The sequence below is a fragment of the Campylobacter concisus genome (genome assembly GCF_003049085.1).
Classification (GTDB): Bacteria; Campylobacterota; Campylobacteria; order Campylobacterales; family Campylobacteraceae; genus Campylobacter_A; species Campylobacter_A concisus_H.
Window position 1 is genome coordinate 100,303 of the sequence record NZ_PIQX01000002.1, and the last position, 18,869, is coordinate 119,171.

The 18,869-nt window shown below is 34.7% G+C and carries 13 protein-coding genes; 9 read left to right on the forward strand and 4 right to left on the reverse strand.

Annotated elements, in window-relative coordinates; translation table 11 throughout:
* Position 1 precedes the first annotated feature (1 nt).
* The 4 genes from CVT13_RS02810 to rpsU all read right to left on the reverse strand — a co-directional run bounded on the left by CVT13_RS02810 (position 2) and on the right by rpsU (position 2,748).
* Entirely contained in the window at positions 2 to 1,183 is a 1,182-nt protein-coding gene (locus CVT13_RS02810; RefSeq protein ID WP_107811533.1) for a glutathionylspermidine synthase family protein, read from the reverse strand.
* 2 nt (positions 1,184 to 1,185) lie between these two features.
* Entirely contained in the window at positions 1,186 to 1,803 is a 618-nt protein-coding gene (locus CVT13_RS02815; RefSeq protein WP_107811534.1) for a UPF0323 family lipoprotein, read from the reverse strand.
* Entirely contained in the window at positions 1,800 to 2,432 is a 633-nt protein-coding gene (locus CVT13_RS02820; protein WP_107811535.1) for a DNA-binding protein, read from the reverse strand. Before CVT13_RS02820 ends, CVT13_RS02815 begins: the two co-directional genes overlap by 4 nt.
* Before the next feature lie 103 nt (positions 2,433 to 2,535).
* On the reverse strand, positions 2,536 to 2,748 hold the full coding sequence (rpsU, locus tag CVT13_RS02825) for a 30S ribosomal protein S21 (protein WP_009294994.1): 213 nt from the start codon (positions 2,746 to 2,748) through the stop codon (positions 2,536 to 2,538).
* A 138-nt stretch (positions 2,749 to 2,886) separates the two neighbouring features.
* On the opposite strand from rpsU, the gene ccoG reads away from it, so the two are divergent.
* From ccoG to CVT13_RS02870, 9 genes are all read left to right on the forward strand, one after another.
* Positions 2,887 to 4,212 (forward strand): cytochrome c oxidase accessory protein CcoG, encoded by a 1,326-nt coding sequence (ccoG, locus tag CVT13_RS02830; RefSeq protein WP_107811536.1) that lies wholly within the window; start codon positions 2,887 to 2,889, stop codon positions 4,210 to 4,212.
* Between the two features lie 68 nt (positions 4,213 to 4,280).
* Complete coding sequence (locus tag CVT13_RS02835) at positions 4,281 to 4,868, forward strand: TetR/AcrR family transcriptional regulator (protein WP_107811537.1); 588 nt, start codon at positions 4,281 to 4,283, stop codon at positions 4,866 to 4,868.
* 108 nt (positions 4,869 to 4,976) lie between these two features.
* The gene (locus tag CVT13_RS02840; RefSeq protein ID WP_107811538.1) at positions 4,977 to 6,137 is read left to right on the forward strand and encodes an efflux RND transporter periplasmic adaptor subunit; all 1,161 of its coding nucleotides are present in this window, start codon (positions 4,977 to 4,979) and stop codon (positions 6,135 to 6,137) included.
* 10 nt (positions 6,138 to 6,147) lie between these two features.
* On the forward strand, positions 6,148 to 9,273 hold the full coding sequence (locus tag CVT13_RS02845; protein ID WP_107811539.1) for an efflux RND transporter permease subunit: 3,126 nt from the start codon (positions 6,148 to 6,150) through the stop codon (positions 9,271 to 9,273).
* Positions 9,263 to 10,645, forward strand: coding sequence for an efflux transporter outer membrane subunit (locus tag CVT13_RS02850; RefSeq protein WP_107811540.1), 1,383 nt, complete (start codon positions 9,263 to 9,265; stop codon positions 10,643 to 10,645). Before CVT13_RS02845 ends, CVT13_RS02850 begins: the two co-directional genes overlap by 11 nt.
* A gap of 17 nt (positions 10,646 to 10,662) precedes the next feature.
* Entirely contained in the window at positions 10,663 to 10,890 is a 228-nt protein-coding gene (locus tag CVT13_RS02855; protein ID WP_021090435.1) for a hypothetical protein, read from the forward strand.
* Positions 10,891 to 10,917: 27 nt separating this feature from the next.
* Positions 10,918 to 11,610: a tRNA 2-selenouridine synthase gene (locus tag CVT13_RS02860; RefSeq protein WP_234411952.1), complete on the forward strand. Its 693-nt coding sequence runs from the start codon at positions 10,918 to 10,920 to the stop codon at positions 11,608 to 11,610.
* Positions 11,611 to 15,114 (forward strand): Mbeg1-like protein, encoded by a 3,504-nt coding sequence (locus CVT13_RS10180; RefSeq protein ID WP_159071099.1) that lies wholly within the window; start codon positions 11,611 to 11,613, stop codon positions 15,112 to 15,114.
* 2 nt (positions 15,115 to 15,116) lie between these two features.
* Positions 15,117 to 18,866, forward strand: coding sequence for a hypothetical protein (locus tag CVT13_RS02870; RefSeq protein WP_107811541.1), 3,750 nt, complete (start codon positions 15,117 to 15,119; stop codon positions 18,864 to 18,866).
* Positions 18,867 to 18,869 lie beyond the last annotated feature (3 nt).

An 18,869-nucleotide genomic window follows, 5' to 3' on the forward strand; every position in this document is an offset into this window, starting at 1 on the left:
TTTAGTCCTTAATGAAATGTCCTACAAATTTAGAGTAGTTATCTAAAATTTTGCCGCCCTTTCTATATCCAAGCGCACACGCTTCATAAGCGTAAAATACGCCTGCTTGGTAGTTATCGCCTCTTGCATCTTGATTAAACTCGTAAAATTCTTGATAGATAGCTTTATTTGAGTCGTATTCGCCCTCGTTACTTGCTATTTGTGCGCCGTTTTCATCGTGTATCGAGACGTTTGCGCCCTCTCTACCAAATACCGGCTTTTTCACATATTTTTTGCCTTTTAGTGGCTCATTTGAGGTCTCAAGCAAGAGTGGATGCTTTGGATAAAGATCCCAAAGAATTTTTAAAATTCCTTTGCTTTGGAAAAGTAACGTGTAGGCTGGGTTTATGATGATGGCTTTTTGATTTTTGATGATATTTGAAAGTATAAGTGCTAGCTCGCCCTCATCGATCGCTATGCTCTCCCAAGGCACAAGCTTAAACCAGTACTCAAAATTTTCATCACCTTTAAAAATGCCTTCGTTATCGTCAAAAACGACCTCGTCAACGTAAGCAAAGTCTGTCTTAAAGCCAGCCTCTTTTGCGATGTATTGCAGCAATTTCACGGTTTGCTCATCCTCGATACTACCAGCGATAGAGCTAAAGAGTATCCCCCAACCCTCGTAAACATCCTCAAAATTTACATTATCGTCACCAAGTGTGATAAGGCGTTTAAAATTTTGCTTTAGAGCTTCATAAAGGTTATTAAATTGTTCTGCTTCGTCCATATGATTTAGTTTTAGCATCGCCCACTGAATGATCGCTGTCTCAAAAACTGCTGTTGGCGTATCGGCGTTAAATTCGATCAGTTTTATAGGCTTGCCATCGAGTCCGCCTGCAAGATCAAATCTACCATAAAGGTGCCAGTGAACGTCGTTTTCCCAGCTTTTTTTGATACTATCAACGAGATTAAATGGTATGCCTATCTCGTGAAAAAGGTTGTTGTCGATCACGTGTTGAGCGGCATTTACATACATATCATATAGCTCGTTTGCTGCTTCGTAGTAAGCATCCGCTTCACTTGCTTTTACCTGTACGATCTCATCTGCGATATATGAGCTGTTATCGTTATCTGTATGCCACGCAAAGCCGATCTTCTCCATAAATTCGTTGTTTAACGGAGTGATTTTTCTTAAATTTATCATTTTCAGCCTCCAAAGCTTGATGAGCTAGAGCTTGACTTTGAGCCACCACCGAAAAATCCACTCTTGCCGCCACTGCTTCTTGCAGCAGAATTTGCCGCCTTTTGCTTGTTAAAGCTATCAACGCTTCTTGTGTATGCGCTTGGATTTTTGTAAGAATTTTGACGAGTAGCTTGGAAATTTTGATTTCCAAAAAGCTTGCTACCTATCCAGCTACCAAGTATCGCGCCAGCAGCTGAGGCAAGTATCGTCTCACCAAGACTTAGCCCACCGCTACTTAGCTGTGCGTCACTCGTTTTTGTTAAATTTGAAGTGCCATTGTCGATATTTGCGTTTGCTTGAGCTAGGAGCTTATCGATCTCGTCTTTGCTTAGCACACGCTCAGTACCGTTTATATCTTTTAGCACAACTCTAGTTTCAGTACTTGGATACTCTTCTAAAATTTTATAAACTCCAGGCGCGCTCTCTTCGATAATGACAAAGGCGCCATTTTTTTGTGCAACTTCATTTAGTGCGTTTTCATCACCGCCATTGTTATTGCCACAACCAGCAAGGCCAGCCATAACGATCGCACCAAATCCGCCTACCGCAGCATAAGTAGCTATTTTTTTAATGTGTTTCATATCTCTCCTATCAACTCTTTTAAATTTTTATGTCTTCTAACAAGTATCACACCTCGTTTAAATTTTATAAATTTTGAGTGGTGTATCGCTTTTATTATCTTTTCACTGGCTTTTTTCGTTGCCTTTGGCTTTAGATTTAGCTCCTTTAAAAATTCACTTAAATTTATCCATTTTGACTCATTTTCTATCTCGGCCTCTATCGCTTCGTTATTTGGCATATCGTCATTTTTTTGTGCTAAAAGCGGCCTTTGCATGGTATTTAGAAACTGCATGAGCTTTTCATCTCTATCTTTATAAATTTGCAAAATTTCATTTTTTCGCTCGATTAGCATCTGCTCCTTTTCTTTAAAAAGCCTATCTTTATCAGCCTGTAAGTTTAAATTTAAGCTCTTTAGCTCGCTTAACTCATTTAGCAAATAATTTACAAACTCATCATTTTGGGATTTAGTTTTTGTACTTTTTGGAGTGGATTTTGTGGCTTTTTCGCTACTTGGTTTCTCATCAAGGATGACAAATTTTATGCCATTTTCAATGACTGTATTTATCGAACCACGGCGGATTCTATTATAGACTGCTTCTTTTGTTATGCCTAAAATTTCTGCAGCTTCGTTTATAGCTAGCTTTTGCATCGAATTTCCGTTTAAAATAAAATAAAAAATTTGCTTTGATTATAAAAAAATAAGGCTAAAAGAAGAGTTAAACAAAGAGAGCAAAGCCCTCTTTGTCTTGGTTTTAGAGTCTTGACTCGTAGCGTCTAAGCATATAAAGACGTTTAAGCATTTTCTTGCGAGCTGCAATTTTTTGTTTTTTGCGGATCTCAGTTTTAGGCTCAAAGAAGCGTCTAGCTCTTGCTTCAGTTACTACTAAGTTACGGTCAGTTTGTTTTTTAAACTTTCTGTAACCCTCGTCAAATGACTCGTTAGGATGTACCTTAATACCAGGCAACGTCCTCACCACCTTTCAGATTAAAATAAGCCGTGAGTATAGTTTAATTTTCATAAATTTAAGCTTTTAACTATTTTTTTTTAAAACTCTTTTAATGCCATAAGCTTTATAATCATAAAATTTCAAAAAAGGCTTATTATGTCAAAGGATTTTCATCTTAGCTACGCCAAGAGGCGTTACATTTTTTTTGCCTGTATCACGCTATTTGTCTTTGTTTTGCCATTTATCAGGGTAAATGACGCGCAGCTATTTTTGCTAAGTTTTGATAAAAGTAGAGTTGATCTATTTTTTACAAAATTTGATATGCAAGAGCTTTATTTGCTGCCATTTTTATTTATCATTTTGTTCTTAAGTATATTTTTCCTAACAACACTTGCAGGGCGCGTTTGGTGCGGTTGGAGCTGTCCGCAAACTATTTTTAGAACGATATTTCGTGACCTTTTGCAAACTAAAATTTTAAAGATCAGAAAAAATATCCAAAATAAGCAAAATGAGCCAAAAGGACAAATTTTAAAGCGTGCTTTAGCAGTTGGAATTTGGTGCGTTTTAGCTCTTGTTATTTCGGCAAATTTTTTATGGTATTTTGTGCCACCGCTTGATTTTTTTGCTTATTTAAAAGAGCCAAGCGAACACGAAGTTTTGCTTGCATTTTGGCTTGTTATCGCTATTTGGTTAGTTTATGATGTCATCATTTTAAAAGAAAATTTTTGCATTTATGTCTGTCCTTACGCTAGGGTGCAATCAGTGATGTTTGATAACGATACGATCCAAGTTATTTACAATCAAAAAAGAGGCGGCGTAATCTATAATGGAAAAGAGAAATTTAAAAAACCAAAAGAAGAGGGCGCGCTGTGTACTGGCTGCGAGGCGTGCGTAAGAGTATGCCCAACGCACATTGATATAAGAAAAGGTATGCAGCTTGAATGTATAAATTGTCTAGAGTGTAGCGATGCTTGCGCTAAGGTGATGAAGCATTTTGATGAAAGCTCGCTTATTGAGTGGAGAAGTATAAATTCTATAAAAGAGCAAAAAAGAGTCAAAATTTTACGCTTTAGAACGGTTGCTTATCTTGTCATTTTGGGTATTGTCTTAACAGCTGGGGTATTAATGAGTGGCAAAAAAGAAAGCATGCTTTTAAACATAAATAGAACAAGTGAGCTTTATAAAATTTTACATGAAAATGAAGTCGAAAATTCTTACGTATTTTTGGTGCAAAACACACAAAATAAAGAGCACGCCTTTTACTTTGAAGTAGATGATAAGAATATAGAAATTTCTCGTCCAAATAAGCCATTTATATTAAAAGCTGGTGTAAAACAACGAGTCATCGTCACATTAAAATCAAAAAATGAAAATTTAAGCGATAAAGATCTTTTAAAACATATAAATATAAAAGCCTACGCTACTGACGAGCCAGCTATCAGTGTGCAAAGGCAAAGTACTTTTATCTATCCTAAAAGATGATAAAATGGCAAAAATTTAACAGGAAGCAAGATGGCAATATCAGAAAAGGGTAAAAAAGATACGAACTTATCGTAAAAACAGCACTTGAGCTATTTTTAGAAAAAGGATACGAAAAGACAAGTTTAAGCGATATCGTAGCGATAAGTGGCGGATCGCTTTCTAGCATTTATACATTTTTTGAGAACAAAGAGGGGCTTTTTGAGGCGATCGTTGAGCAAGAGATAGATAGCCTTATAAAAGAGATCGATGAGAAAATAGATCTTAAAATTTCTCATAGCTTGGAGGAATTTTTAACCAAATTTGCAACCATAATATTTTCTATTACTTGCAGCAAAAGGCATATCTCTCTTGGTAGGATAATGATGAGTGAGGGTTCTAAGAATGGTGGCAAACTTGGTAAGACATTTTTGGATCAAATTTTAAAAAAGATCGATCTTGTGCTTATAAATTTCTTTGAAAGAGATGAGGTAAAAGCCAAACTTGATTCAAAATTTTCAGCCAAATTTGCTGCAAAGTACTTTATACAAAGTGTGATTGGAGCTTATTACTACGATTCGCTTTTGATAAATGAAGAGCCAAAGCTTAGTGAAAAAGAACGTAAAAAGCATGTTGGCTTGTGTGTTGAGTTGTTTTTGAATGGAATTAGTAAAAAATAAAATTGACTTTTTATTTGTTTTCTAATAGAATCGAAAACTTTAAATTTTTGTAACAATTATTACAAAAACTAAATATGATATTAAAATTTAAAATTAAGAGAGGTTTTTATGGCAAATTTTAAAAGTGCTCTTGTGCTTTCGGTTGCAGTTTTATTTCTAAGTGGTTGTTTCGAAAATAAAGAGAATAAAGCGGCAGCAGGTCGCCAGATGCCACTATCTCATGTGGATATTTTTATCGCACAAAAAACAGACATACCTATTAGTTTTGATTACACCGCAACGGTTGTAAGTAGTCAAGATGTTATTATCTATCCAAAAGTTGGCGGAACTATCATAAAGCAGTTTTTCAAGCCAGGAAGTAAAGTAAAAGCGGGCGATAAGTTATTTTTGATAGATCCAGAAAAATATCAAGCTAGCTTTGACTCACTTGATGCCTCTGTTGGCGTAGCAAATGCAAATTTAAAAAATGCCGAGACTGAGTTTAAAAGAATTTCTGCCCTTTATAAGAAAAATGCAGTCTCTCAAAAAGACTACGACGCAGCAGTTGCAGCCTATGACATTGCAAATGCGAATTTAGTAAGCGCAAAAGCAAATTTAAAAAATGCGAAAATAGATCTAGGATACACGACTATTACAGCGCCATTTGACGGTGTAGTGGGTGATAACCAAGTAGATGTTGGCTCACTTGTCATAGCAAACCAAACAAAGCTTGTAAGACTTACAAAAATAAATCCTATTGAAGCAGAATTTTATATCGCCGATGTGGATAATCTAACTAGAAAGACAAATTTGGATAACGGCTCATGGCAACAGTTAAATAGTGAAGCTGTTTTAAGCGTCAATGGCGAAAATTTTAATGGTAAAGTAAAATTTATAGATAGTGTCGTAAATACCGCAACTGGCAGCGTTTTGGCAAAGGCTAGCTTTGATAACAGCGAGGGTAAAATTTTACCAGGTGCGTTTGGTCATATAAAGATGAGTGGCTTTGTTCAAAAAAATGCCTTTAACATCCCACAAGTTGCCCTTCAACAAAGCGCTACAAACTCTTATGTTTTAGTCGTAAAAGATGGCAAAGTAAGCCAAAAAAATGTAAAAATAGGATATCAAACAAAAAATATGGTAGCAGTCACTGAAGGTCTTGAAGATGGCGATAAGATAATCGTTAATAACTTCCTTAAAATCGGAGTTGGTGCACCAGTTGAAACTGATAAAGACCTAAGTGCAGAATTTATAAATGGCAAAGATGCAAACGCTACAAGTAGCAAGTAAAGGCAGATAGATGTTTTCAAGATTTTTCATAAACCGCCCGATATTTGCGACTGTTATATCTATTATCATAGTTATAGCAGGTCTTATGGGTATCAAGGGACTCCCAATAGAAGAGTATCCAAGTCTTACTCCGCCTACTGTCTCTGTAACTGCGACATATAGCGGTGCTGATGCGCAGACTATCGCTGACTCGGTCGCAAGTGCGATCGAAGATCAGATAAATGGTGTTGAGAATATGCTATATATGCAAAGCACCTCAAGCTCTGCTGGCACGATGAATATAAGCGTATATTTTAAGATCGGCTCATCGTCAAAACAAGCTACAATCGATGTAAATAACCGCGTGCAAGCAGCTCTTTCAAGATTACCTCAAGAAGTACAAAATATGGGAGTAACGGTGCGTGAAAGAAGCGGCTCGATCCTTCAAGTTGTTGGCTTTACAAATCCAAATATGGATTTGATCGAACTATATAACTATGTAAATTTAAATATTGCTGATGAGATAAAAAGGGTTAGTGGTATAGGCGATACAGTATTGATAGGCGCTAAAGAGTATTCTATGAGAATTTGGCTAAAGCCAGACAAGCTCGCTCATTTTAAACTAACTCCAAGCGACGTCATTTCTCAAGTAAAAATTCAAAACTCACAATATGCCGCTGGCAAGATAGGCGAACAGCCATCGGATGGTGGTAATCCTTATGTCTATTCTGTTCGTACCGATGGACGTCTTAAAAATGCAGCCCAGTTTGGCGATATAATAATTAAAAGTTCCGATGGATCAGTGTTGAAGCTAAAAGATGTAGCTACCATAGAGCTTGGAGCAGCTAGCTATGCTAACGATGCGATGTTAAACGGCAAACCGGCTATTCCTCTTTTGCTATTTTTACAAAACGATGCGAATGCTCTTGCTACCGCAAATGCTGTAAAAGAAAAGCTTAACGAGCTAAAGAAAACTTATCCTGTTGGACTAGAGCACACCATAGCTTACAATCCAACAGAATTTATAGATGTTTCAATTGATGAGGTTATAAAAACTTTCATTGAAGCGATGGTGCTCGTCTTAATCGTAATGTACTTTTTCTTAAAAAGTTTTCGTGCAACTATCATTCCGATGCTTGCCGTGCCAGTCTCTATCATAGGCACATTTGGTGGGCTTTATGTGATGGGCTTTAGTATAAATTTGATCACACTTTTTGCCCTGATCCTTGCCATCGGTATCGTCGTAGATGACGCTATTATCGTCATAGAAAATGTCGAGAGAATTTTACATGAAGATAAAGAAATAAGCGTAAAAGACGCGACTTTTAAGGCGATGGAGGAGGTACAAACTCCGGTTATCTCTATCGTACTCGTGCTTTGCGCAGTTTTCGTGCCAGTTTCATTTATGGAAGGCTTTGTAGGCGTTATACAAAAGCAGTTTGCTCTAACACTTGTTGTTTCTGTTTGTATCTCAGGCTTTGTTGCTCTTACTCTTACGCCAGCACTTTGTGCGGTTATGCTTAAAAAGCAAGAGAGCAAGCCATTTTGGATAGTTCAGAAATTTAACGACTTCTTTGACTTTAGCACCAGACTCTTTACGGCCGGAGTGGCTAAAATTTTAAGGCATATTATTATTAGCTTTATTGTAATTGGTATTTTAGGATTTGCCACTTATAAGCTATTTGATGCTGTGCCAAAAGGACTTGTGCCTTCAGAAGACAAGGGTGCTTTAATGGTTATCACCTCACTTCCGCCTTCAACAAATATGCTAAAGACAAAAGAAGAAGTAGTCTCGATTAGCAACGCCATTTTAAGCAATCCAAATGTTGAGTTCACTATGGCTTTTGCAGGTTATGACATACTAGCTAGCTCGCTTAGGGAAAATTCAGCCGTTAGCTTTATAAAGCTAAAAGATTGGAGTGAGAGAAAAGGCGCTAACAATGGAGCTGATACATTGGCTGGCCAGTTTAACGGTATGCTTTGGAGCTCAAAAAACTCAATGACATTCGTTGTAAATTTACCGCCTATTATGGGTCTATCAATGACTGGTGGCTTTGAGATGTATCTACAAAATAAAAGCGGCAAGAGTTACAACGAGATAGAAGCAGATGCTAGAAAGGTAGCTGCAGCAGCAAACGCAAGACCTGAGCTAACAAATGTGAGAACTACGCTTGAGACAAATTATCGTCAGTTCAAGATAACAGTTGATAAAGAAAAAGCTAAATTATTTGGCGTAAGTGAGAGCGAAATTTTTAGCACGGTAGCAGCTACTTTTGGCTCTTACTATATAAATGACTTCAATCTTGCTGGTAAATCTTACCGAGTATATGCAAGAGCTGAAGAAGGTTTTAGAAATAATCCTGAGGATCTAAGAAAAATTTTCGTCCGCTCATATGATGGCGGCATGGTGCCACTAAATTCAGTAGCAACACTTACAAGAACGATCGGACCTGATATCGTTGATAGATTTAACCTCTTTCCATCAGCTAAGATCATGGGCGATCCAAAACCTGGCTATACATCAGGTGATGCGATCAGAGCGATCCAAGAGGTCGTAAATGACACGCTAAGCAGCGAGGACTACGCTATAAGCTGGGCGGGAACGGCGTATCAAGAGGTAAATTCTCAGGGAACTGGCACGGTTGCTTTTATCTTTGGTATGATCTTTGTATTTCTCATCCTTGCTGCTCAGTACGAGAGATGGCTCATTCCACTTGCGGTTATCACAGCCGTGCCATTTGCGGTATTTGGCTCGTTGCTAGCTGTTTGGATAAGAGGCCTAACAAATGATATCTACTTTGAGATCGGACTCTTGCTACTCATCGGTCTGGCGGCTAAAAATGCCATTTTGATCGTAGAGTTTGCAATGCAAGAGCATGATAGTGGTAAGAGTATATTTGACTCAGCGATAAATGCGGCTAAACTTCGCTTTAGACCTATCGTAATGACATCAATTGCATTTACGCTTGGCGTCTTCCCGATGGTTATAAGCACAGGTGCTGGTGCAGCTTCTCGCCACTCACTAGGAACTGGCGTGGTTGGTGGCATGATCGCTTCTACGACGATAGCTATATTTTTCGTGCCAATGTTTTATTATTTGCTTGAAAATTTAAATGAGAAATACTGGAAAAAGGGAGCAAAAAAAGATGAAAAATAAGGCGTTTATACTTATAACGGCGGCATTTTTAGCTGGTTGCTCATTTCGTCCAGATATGCCAAATGTAGATACAAATTTCACATCTACTTACACCTATGAGACAAGTGATATAAGGGATCTTTGGTGGAGAGAATTTAAAGATGAAAATTTAAATTCTCTAGTGGAAAATGCACTTGAGAAAAATACAAATTTACGTGTTGCTTATTTAAATTTAGAGAAAGCAAAAGCAAGCCTTGGCGTAGCTGAGGCGGATTTGCTTCCTGGTATAAATTTAAATGTAGGCTACGAAAAAGCAAAAAGTAGCGGCGAAACATATACTAAACAACCACAAACTCGTTATAGAAAATCAGATATAAATTTAGGATTAAATTATGAGATCGATCTTTGGGGTAGAGTAAGAAATAATGTAGCAGCAGCTGAAGAAAGCCTAAATGCAACCAAATTTGACTACGATAGCGCGAGACTAAGTATCAGCTCAAGTGTTGCAAAAAGCTACTTTGCGTTAGTTTCATTAAATATGCAAGAAGCTGTGCTAAGAGAGACTTTAAAAACCTATGAAGACACGCTAGCACTTCGTAAAACACAGCTTGATCTTGGAAGCATAAACGAGATGACCTATTTGCAAAGCAAGGCAGCAGTAGAAAGCGCTAAGACCAATCTTACTTCTAGATTAAACGAAAAGTCAAAGGCTATCACCTCACTAGCCATCTTGACTGGTAAAAGTAATAATGAAATTTTAAATGGAGCTATTGCTAGCTCGCAAAATTTACCAGTTTCTTCAGAGATAAGTGCTGGCATCAGCTCTGAAATTTTGCTAAGAAGAAGCGACGTGGCAAAGGCACTGGCTGATTTAAAAGCTACAAATGCTCTTGTTGGTGTTGCAAGGGCTGAGTATTTTCCAAGCATTTCACTGACTGGGCTTTTTGGCTTTTCAAGTATTGATTTTGAAAATATCTTTGTTGGAAATGCCAATACATGGAGCATAGGCGGCTCTTTAGCGCAGAAAATTTTTAATTTTGGTAGGACAAAAAATAATGTCGCAGTGGCTAAAACAAATGAACAAATTGCCGCTGTTAATTATGAAGCAGCGGTAAAATCGGCTCTTGGCGAAGTAAGAGATGCGCTTGTTTCAAGGCAAAATGCAAAAATTTCTTTGGAACAAGTGAAAAATTTGCTAAAATCTCAACAAAGAATTTACTCGCTTGCTAAAGAGCAATATGACGCTGGCTATATCGGCCACTTAGAGCTTCTTGATGCGGAGAGAAATTTGCTTCAAGCAAAATTACAAGACGTCTCAGCTAAGCTTGATGAGGTTGATAGTGCAGTCGAAGTTTATAGAGCACTTGGCGGCGGTTTTAAGTTAGAAAAATAATTAAAAAAGGAGAGCAATTGGGAACTAAGATATTAAATTTCTTGTTTTCTTGGGGTTTTTTCGTTTTTGCTATCGCTCTTGGCGTAGCATTATGGTTTGCGATAAATTACGTTGATACATTTAGGCTTGAGTCAAGCTTTTATGATATCGGTGAGATATTTATGATGGCGGCTGTTTTTTGTATCGCCTTTTATGTGATCGCAGCAATATTTGTTATTCCTATTAGAGCGATCAAAAAATCTTAATCTTTCATCTAAGGACAAAATCCTTAGATGAACTCCTTGACTTCATTATGTAAAATTCTTAGATTTTTGATTATTTATTTTAAAAATTTATTTATGAAATTTACCGCATTTATATTACTACTTCTAACAAGTATATTCTTAATAGCTTGCTCAGCCAATCAAGCAAACAAAAAGATAAGTAACTCTGAACTAGAAAACTTAGCTAAACAATATGGTGGAGTATATATATTTGATGAGAGGTCTGTTGATGAGATAGAGAGAAGAGAAAGAGAAAGAAACGATTATATGGATGATTTCTTTAAAAATAATAAAAGAAATTTTAAAAGAGCTGACCTAGAAATCATGGATCAAAAACTCCCTCAAGCCCTCTCAAATGGTAAAAAATACTACACTCGCTGGATATATTATGAAAACCAAACTGGTAAGAAAGCCAAAACTTCTGAAGTCTATATAAATAAAATAATTGAGTTTATAGGTTTAGAAAATTTTAACAAAGAAAAACCATATTTAGATTTAGGAAAATTATATGTAGATGATAATGGAGAAATAGTTCCTATAAGCATAGATGTTTATTATGAAACATATAGTACTAGATATGGCTTATTTGGAGATGAAGGAATGGGAATAAGCTTTAGTAAAAAAAGTATAGTTTCGGTAAGTGGTGGAAACAAATTCATTCTAACAAACAACAAATTCATAAAAGCAAACAAGGACAAGTAAGTGCTAACTAAAAAATCAAATAAAGAGCTAATAAATTGCTTTAAAGACTATATTGATATAGCTGATGCAAGTTATGCAATGCTTCATAATGTATTTGAAAATGAAAGAAATGGACTTGATGAGCTTTATGATAAATTTGGTAAAGATAATGTCCCTGAAAACATTGTAAATTCTTATAGAGAAGATGAAATAAAAAAGCCTATTTGGAGATATAAAGACAACATAAGAAAAGGTGATATTTTAAATGGTGATATCCAAGATAAAGATGGAAATGTGGTAAAAAAAGCAGGTAATCCCACTGCTTATGCTCTTTGTATTGAAGCTAGATTTATGGCTGATAAGATTATCAAAAAGCCATATACTGGTAAAAAATTTATTAAGTCAGACAATGATGTTACAAATTTTATAGATACGCCATTAGGTAAAGACGGTAGCTATCAAGAAGCAGAAATTTTCTACACCCCTGAATCCCTCTCTCCTCGCACAAAACTCTTTGTTAATCGCTATGAGCTAGTAAAGCACATACCTAATCAAAAATCTGGTTTTAGCTCAACTATATTTTATGACACGCTTAAGTCAAACTATATAATAGGCTTTAGAGGAACAGAGATGAAAATGAATGATCTCTTAGATGATGCCTTTATGGCTATCACATCAAGAGCGCTTATGCAAATATCTGCCTTAAAATCACTTCAATCCTCTATGCAAGAAGCTATAAATTCTCATAGTCAAAACTTAAGTGGTTTAGATAATACCGCCAAAGACATTATCCTATCAGGTCACTCATTAGGAGGCCATCTAGCTCAAATATATGCAGTAACCTTTAAAGATAGCGGAGTAAAAGAACTTTATACTTATAACGCTCCAGGAATTTATGGTGGCATATTAGCTTCAGCTTTTACTTGGAGCTTAAGGCTTCTTAGCTTTGTAGCCAAAGCCATAGCAAAAGGTACAAGATGGATAGCAAGAGTCATAGACAAAGATGGCTTTATAGGAAAGATGGTAGGCTCAGTCTTTAATAAGATAAAAGGCATGTTTGGCTTTAAAGATGATAAGAGTAGTGTAGATGAATACGTAGATGTAGTTAAAAATAATGAACAAGCCCAAAAGACTCTTGCAGATAAAAAAGTAAGCTCTAATATAAATAAAGCTAGCAAAGAAAAAGATATAGACATAGAGATACATCACGTAGAGAGCGTTAAACAAAGTATCAATAGAGATGAAGATAGCTTTTCAAAAGATGTAGCTGTTTTGATAGAGCCTACCTTTTCAGTCATATCTGATCTAGGCTATAAGCTAGGCATAGATACAACTGGCGAAGTAAAGTATGAAAATACCGAGAATAGACACTTGGTGAATATATTAATTAGATCTCACTTTTTAAAAGAGAGCGTTTTGGTTTTATATATGTTGTGTTATCTCTTGGAAAACAAAGAAAATGAAGCCAAAATAGAAGGCAAAGATATAGCTGAAGCACTTGATTATCTAAATGAATATATCCAGTCGCTTAAATTTAAACTAAAATGCATAAGATCGAAGTTAAATTTGGATGTAAATATAGATGATATAAGTGATGCTTCTATGCTAGATACGCCTTTATATATCTTTTATGCTTATTTAAATCTCTTTTACGAATATGGCAAATTTAGTGATGAAAATTTTAAGCAAGATATGGTCGGGTATATAATAGAAAATTTAGGCAGCATCATAGATAAAAATAGCAACAAAGAAGCACATCTAGTAAAGATACTAGATATAGATGATCTAGACAAACTAGATGCGACAAAGATAGTAAGTGACGCTAGAGCTGGCGATATAGATATGCTAGTGGCAATTTGTGCTTTGAATTTATTTGTATTTGAAAAAAAGATAGATGTAAATGAACTTGGTAAATACTTCTCTTATAGCAAAAACATCTATAAAAATATAACGATACTACGAGATAATAGAGTAGATATAGCAGAGGCTAGCATCTTCGTAAAAGATAGAATAGATATGCTAAAGAGCATAATAAATCTAAAATATGCGGATTTAGTAAAGTTAAAAGAAAATGAAAATTTTTTAGCTAGCATAGACTCTAATGACATAAGCTCTAGCGATGAAGCTATAGTAATAGCTAATAATAAATCCGCTCAAAATAATGATGATGTAGCTTACAATAATAAAGTAGCAACCGATGATATAAAAGCTCTTATGAATGAGAGCGTGGGAAGTATCTTTTATAAAAATAACGACACCCTTAGTGTAAGTGCAGTGGATAAAAGTATAGTTGATGTTGAAGTATTAAAGGAGATATTTAAGCTAGATAGTAAAAATATGAATCAAAGAATATATCTAAACTCTGCCCTTTTGTCTAAAGCCAATGAAGAGGAGGATTATCCACTTTATTTTAAAGACGAAAAATATAATAGTGATGAGAATATCCCTCTAAATTTTACTCATCAGCCAAGAGATGAGGATAAAGATATAGGAAGGCTAAGTGTTGCTTATAGAAATTCTCAAGCAAATGTATTAAATTATTCACTATTAAATAAGAGTCTAAATATCGATCTGAAACCAATGAGCAAAAAGACTAAAGAGGCTCTTTCAAATTTAAATCAAAGGCAAAATTTACAAAAAGATAATCAATCTAAAGAAATTTCATCCATTGCGACTTCATGCCCTGTCATAGAGGATGACACTATCATTTGCCCACATGGCGGTCATGTGATCTTAAAAAGTAGGGCGGGCAGGAGCATAAGATCAGACGATCAAGGCGTGATACTCGATGTTGATTTTATAAACTCACCGATAGTGGGCTGCTCAGCTAGGATTCCATGCGTCATAGTGTCTTATGTACCAAGATCAGCACTTAGTATAAAAAGCATGAATGATCACTACGCTGTAATGCAAGATCTAGTGCCAAACTGTCTAAGCAACACTGGCTCTTCGCTAAGGTGCATAAAAAAAGAGAATAAACTAAAACTAGAGCATAGTTTAAGTAATCCTGGTATGCAAGATAGTAGCGAAGTAATAAAAGATATAAATTTAAATAATGCCTACATAAGGCTTCATATAAAATCAGCCCTTAATCAAACAGATAATCTTGCCGTTTGTATATATAAGCTAAATGATGTGGAATATAAAAACCAAGAGGGATTTAAAGAAATGAAGCTAAATTTAGACGAAGGCTCTGATATAAAAGATAAGAAGCTAAAAGAGTATCTAAAGGCCCGATTTAGAGATGATAAATTTAGCATCTCATCATTTAACTTTAAATACTCGCTTATGAATAAAAATTTTATTTTTATTACCCCTAAATATACTGAGCCTATCTATAAAGATATGACGCTTCCTAAGAGCGGAATAGGATTTTTTCAATTTGTAGATGATATTAGCGACGATAATAGCCTTATCTATATTACGCCAAGTAAGGCAAAAGCAGTATGTATAAAATTTGCTTGTGGATTAGATAGTGAATATAGCGATGATATAAATATAATTAAAACAGTAGTGGTGGCATAACGATGAATGATATAAATATAACCTACTCTTGCGAAGAGAGTTTAAAAAAGATAAAAGAGTATATGGCTGATGCAAAGAGCGTAACGCTTTATACGTCTAGTTTAAATTCTCTTGAGTCAAACTACTTTGACAGTATGGCAGTCTTAATAAGAAATGAACTATCGACATTTCTAAATCCTCGTTCTTGGAAAGAATTTTTTTCTAAAGAAGATAGGACTATATTTATCGTGACTGACTTTTATATAGATAAAGAGAGCTTTAAGGATAGAAACCTAAGTAGAACAAGAGAATTTAAATATAGAGGCATACCAGTAAAAGTAGTTCATAAAAAGAGTGCAGTTGATAAATTCTTTGTAAATTTAAAGGAGAAGATCGATCCTATAAAAATTAAAACAGAAAAAATAAAGTATGGTCCAGGAAGAGAATATCAAGCTAGACCAGTAGAAAATTTTGCCGAAATATTTGAATTTATAATATCTTATTATAACAAAAGCAAAGATATTTTAAGAGAGTGTTTAAGTACTTTAAAAGACGATCTAATAAATGATGCCAAGCCTTTAATGTCTAATGAGGAGTTAAACGAAACTAAATTTGAAAGAAGCGTCAAAGAGTGTTTTGATGAGCTAGATAAAAATTTAAAAGATCTAAACGAGGATGATGGAGAATTTATTATAAAGCAGTTCATACTTTCTATATTAAGCCTTGTTGATTTGTCAGGCGCAAAATCAGTGGGTAAAAAATTAATAGGATGGGGTACTGTTGCTTGGGAACTTATTAATTTTTCCACTGAAGCATATAAGTATCATGACAATAAAGCGTTTTATGGAGTATCTTTGCCTATACTAAGATTTTTTACATCTAGGTTTGCTTCTATTATAAATACCTTAAATATAAACTCAAATTGCAATGTCTTGGTGTTCAAAAGTAATAAGAATTCTAAGGCTGGATTTTTTATAGACTTTACACATTTAAATTTAGACTATGTCCCTTTTCAGATTAATTCAGTCGCAAAGGAGATAAACTGCAATGCAGATGAAGGATATAGCGTATATGGATATTTAGATGATGTATCAGTGTTTGAATATACTAAAGATGTTTGCTCTTACGATATCATAAATAAAAACTTAGGATTTGGCTCAAGTGATGATACCTTATTTAGTAGATTAAAAGATGAGATAAAAAGTACAAATGCAAATTTAAATTTTATCTGTGCTTCAAATTTTAACTCTATAAAGTTAGCTAATCTAATAGCAGATAAATCCGATAAAAATAATACTTCAGTAAATGATGAGATGAATAGTAAAGACTTCTCAAATTTAAATAAAAACTATATCGTTCTTTCAAACTCCCCTTTTAGATCAAGTGCAGGATTAAGAGAAGAAGTTGTAAGCAAAAGCTTAGATCAAGAGATAAAAGACGGAATAAATAGATCAAACAATGGTAGTGTAGTAAAACAAAAATTTACTGACATAAAAACCTTAGAGCCTATAAAAGACTATAGCCAATATAGTATAGATATCAACAAGGACAACAATAAATCAACTCTTGTTTTAAATTTATCTCCATTTGCAAGGATAGACAAGAATTATATAGACAATATTGTAGAGAGAAAAAAGGCAAGTGATAAAAAAGTAAACGAAACTTCTTTTACATATGTACCAGATCAACTAAGAAATGACGAGCTTTATAATGTGAATTTTGTACATATAAATGCTTATGCTAAGCAGCCAAACGATATGGAGAAGATAAAAGAAAATGAAAAAGCTTATATGGATAAGGTCACTCTAACTTTTAAAGATATTTTTGAAAAGATAAATAAAAATGTTTCTGAAAGAAGTTTTGACCCAAACTATCCTAGTGTAGATGATATGGTTAATATGAAAAAATACGAAGATGAAATGAATATAGAAGATGCTAAAGAACTTACAAGCGAAATAATCGATCGTATGCCAAAAGACCACTACTCTTTAACAGAAGTGCTCTCTATTGCCGTGGCTTACTTTATAATAACTAAAAGCTACCCAGGAGACCTAGTAAAGAAATCTGTTAGTAATGATGGGGAATATATAGAGATAGCAGAAAAAAAGATAAAGGTTATCCATAAAAACGCAACAATAAGACTTGGCGAAAAAGAGCAAGCTTTGTTTTTTTACAAAGATAGTATAAATGCAAATGTTGGTGAATATATTTGCATCGAAGAATTAAGAGACTATATGGAATACTCAAAAAAAGGTAACGTAGCAAGTGTGGAAGAACTCTTAAAAGCAAATAATGAGAATAAACATGAGGTCATAGACACTTCTATCTTGGGGTTAAAGGAGCATAAGCAGATAGAAGAGCTACTTGATAAACAAGCAAAAGAGATAGAGGATTGTTGGAAAAAAGACGATGCTATCTTGAAAAAGACTTTAAACATGCAAGATATCCCTTATGAAACCATAGAAAAAGATATGAAGAAAGAAGCTCCAACGCTTATAGTAAAAACCGCCATAGAAGGGCTATTTCCTTTTGCAGAGTACTTTAGTGAAGATGGTCAATCAAAAATTTATAATTCTATTGGTTCATTTGTATTTGATCCAAATAAAAAAGAGGCAACAGATGAGCTTCTTGATGAGCTTGGCGTATTAAACATTGTAAGACAGCTATTTACTATGAATAATACTGAAAATGTGGATAAATTTATAAAGCATGTAACAAATTCTAAAACAAATGTTGAAATCCTAAGGAAATCAAAAGGAAATCTACTTAAACAGGCTATTAACTCTGTAAAACTTCGTCTCCTAATAGGTCGCTATAACATAAGTATTATCTGGAATAGCATGAGAAGCTTTGCTTTTATGAAACAAACTTATATGTTTAACCCAAAAGATGTCGAAGCTATGAGAAATATGCTAAAAGGATATGGCAAATCACTAGGCAAAGATGTAGGAGTGGCTTTTCTAAAAGGTATGGTGGAACTTTGGAAAACCTCATATGAAAAACTAGAAGAAAACTACAACGAAATAATGCATACAAGATATACATATAAATTTAATGAAGCTTACGCACTAAATAATATCTCATATAAGCCTATGTCTATAAAAGAAGCTTATGATAAAAATAGTACAAATAGCTATTGCTACTATCCAGTAATGATCTATCAAAACTATATAAGCCTAAATTTAAATAGACTATTTCTAGGAGCTAATATAAATAGTGGAGGACTAGACTATAACTCATTTATCTACTATGATATAAACAATAAACAAAGCAAACTCCCACATAACCTTGCTTCAAAGCTAGCACTAAATAACCTTAGTGCTTATCTATGCTTAGATGAACTAAGAGGAGCTGGCAATGAAGTAGATGCAAACTACTTTAAATATGCTAGAAGCAGATATACCAACTCAGATGTAGAGATAAGAGGATTAAATTTGGATGTGAAAGAGGAGAAAGAAATTTATGATATATACAATAAAGGCAATGGCCAAGATAGAATGAGCTTCTCTTATGCTATAAAAGACTATCAAAAGGCTGTTGAGATAATAAACAAATTTAAAAAAGGAATCTTTAACACCAGTGATGAAAACAATCACTCTAATCTCTCAAGAGATCTGGTAGAGGCACTAGATACTATTGGCAACAATAACATAAAGGGGATATATGTGGGGTGTAAAAAGGCAAATACCGATAGTGATCGTACAATCCCTCCTCGCCTAGTAGGTCGTCTAGCTACCACCATAGTAATGGAAGATGGTCTTTATATAGGATAAGAT

Coding starts and splice junctions, on each gene's coding strand:
- CVT13_RS02850 (WP_107811540.1), top strand. CDS start 9,263: ATGAAAAATAAGGCGTTTATACTTATAACGGCGGCATTTTTAGCTGGT.
- CVT13_RS02810 (WP_107811533.1), bottom strand. CDS start 1,183: ATGATAAATTTAAGAAAAATCACTCCGTTAAACAACGAATTTATGGAG.
- CVT13_RS02860 (WP_234411952.1), top strand. CDS start 10,918: ATGAACTCCTTGACTTCATTATGTAAAATTCTTAGATTTTTGATTATT.
- CVT13_RS02840 (WP_107811538.1), top strand. CDS start 4,977: ATGGCAAATTTTAAAAGTGCTCTTGTGCTTTCGGTTGCAGTTTTATTT.
- CVT13_RS02870 (WP_107811541.1), top strand. CDS start 15,117: ATGAATGATATAAATATAACCTACTCTTGCGAAGAGAGTTTAAAAAAG.
- CVT13_RS02820 (WP_107811535.1), bottom strand. CDS start 2,432: ATGCAAAAGCTAGCTATAAACGAAGCTGCAGAAATTTTAGGCATAACA.
- ccoG (WP_107811536.1), top strand. CDS start 2,887: ATGTCAAAGGATTTTCATCTTAGCTACGCCAAGAGGCGTTACATTTTT.
- CVT13_RS02815 (WP_107811534.1), bottom strand. CDS start 1,803: ATGAAACACATTAAAAAAATAGCTACTTATGCTGCGGTAGGCGGATTT.
- CVT13_RS02845 (WP_107811539.1), top strand. CDS start 6,148: ATGTTTTCAAGATTTTTCATAAACCGCCCGATATTTGCGACTGTTATA.